A 1,405-nucleotide genomic window follows, 5' to 3' on the forward strand; every position below is an offset into this window, starting at 1 on the left:
TCCCTATTCCAACCCTACCTGATAACGCCAAACAAAATGCTTGAAAGGATGATATCCCAGTCTCTGAGCTCTTTCCTTCAAATAATAGTTTAATCATCTCTTTAAAATAACGAATTTGTAAAAAACGAGTTGCAATTGTAAAATACACTCCTGCTCCTAATGCAAAAACAACTAAACCAATACTCCATACCTGCCCTACTAACCATTCTACTAATTTCTCCATCCAAATCCCCCTTATAATTCTTTTGAAAAAGCAATTTTATATATAAGAAAAAGGACAACCTTTATCCTACCTACCAGTTGTCCGCATCTCTTACTATATTTCATCATTCTTTTATCCCGCTATTTGTGGGTAGTATGATTCCCACCTCATGCGTTGAACACAAAGGAAGTAAGGTGGAAAATCACCTACCCGTAAATGCCTGATTGGTTCAACTACTATTCAGCAGGGATGAAAAGACTCCCGACTGAATAGAGTATCACTTAATATTTACCCAAACACTTTTCACTTCTGTATAGTTATCAAGGGCGTATGAACCTAATTCCCGTCCAACACCAGATTGCTTATATCCACCAAATGGTGCAGCAGCATTTTCTAAGTTATAATCATTAATCCACACTGTTCCTGCCTTTAATTTATTGGCAACTTGATGCCCTGTTTTAATATTTTGTGTCCATACACCCGCAGCAAGCCCATATGAAGAGCGATTCGCTCTTTCAATTACTTCTTCTGTCGAATCAAATGGAAGTACAACGACAACTGGTCCAAAGATTTCTTCCTTAACAATTGTCATATCATCAGTAACATTTGTGAATACGGTTGGCTGTACAAAATAACCTTTTTCAAATGCACGTTCACCGCCAGCTGCAACAGTAGCACCTTCAGCTTTTCCTTGTTCAATGTAATTTAGCACACGCTCTTGTTGTTTTTTAGATACGAGCGGTCCCATTTCAGTTTCCGCCTCCATACCTGCCCCAAGCTTCACTTCATTTGCCATTTTTACAAGTTCATTTACGACTGTTTCATAGTGCTTTCGATGAACGAAAACTCGAGATCCTGCGCTACAATTTTGACCATGATTATACATAATTCCTTGGAACGCACCGTTAATCGCTTCTTCTAAGTCAGCATCTTCTAAAATGATGTTTGGTGACTTACCACCAAGTTCTAGTGTTACATGTTTAATTGTTTCTGCAGATTGACGCATAATATATTTCCCTGTAACTGTTGAACCTGTGAAAGCTACTTTATCAATATCATGATGGTTTACAATTGCAGCTCCTGCTTCTTGGCCGAAACCTGGTACAAAGTTTACAACACCGTTTGGAAAACCAGCTTCTTTAAAAAGCTTCGCTGTATATAGTAAAGATAAAGGTGTTTGCTCTGCTGGTTTTAATACAATCG

1 protein-coding gene and 1 pseudogene are annotated in these 1,405 nt (G+C 38.1%); both read right to left on the reverse strand.

Annotated features, from left to right (window positions below; genetic code table 11):
• Positions 1-223: pseudogene (locus AC1DTM_RS26515) on the reverse strand (sodium:alanine symporter); the annotation flags it as partial.
• Between the two features lie 256 nt (positions 224-479).
• The coding region (locus tag AC1DTM_RS26520; protein ID WP_477001285.1) for an aldehyde dehydrogenase family protein at positions 480-1,405 on the reverse strand (926 nt) is incomplete at its 5' end.

Source organism: Bacillus sp. P4_D3, from assembly GCF_056401855.1.